Source organism: Streptomyces winkii (assembly GCF_032248595.1).
Classification (GTDB): Bacteria; Actinomycetota; Actinomycetes; order Streptomycetales; family Streptomycetaceae; genus Streptomyces; species Streptomyces winkii.
This window is the reverse complement of the sequence record NZ_JASTTH010000033.1, coordinates 1-255: the sequence shown is the minus strand read 5'-3', so window position 1 is coordinate 255 and position 255 is coordinate 1. Positions and strand designations below refer to the sequence as shown.

At 61.2% G+C, this 255-nt stretch carries 1 pseudogene; it reads left to right on the top strand.

The window, feature by feature from the left end:
* Window positions 1-255: pseudogene (locus tag QQM67_RS30540) on the top strand (transcription termination factor Rho); the annotation flags it as partial.

Sequence of the window (255 nt, the reverse complement as noted above, 5' to 3'; positions counted from 1 at the left end):
AGGAGTTCAAGGGCACCGGCAACATGGAGCTGAAGCTGGACCGGAAGCTGTCGGAGAAGCGGATCTTCCCCGCGGTGGATGTGGACGCCTCCGGCACCCGCAAGGAGGAGATCCTCATGGCGGGCGATGAGCTGCAGATCATCTGGAAGCTCCGCCGGGTCCTGCACGCCCTGGATCAGCAGCAGGCCATCGAGTTGCTGCTGGACAAGATGAAGCAGACCAAGTCCAACACCGAATTCCTCCTCCAGATCCAGA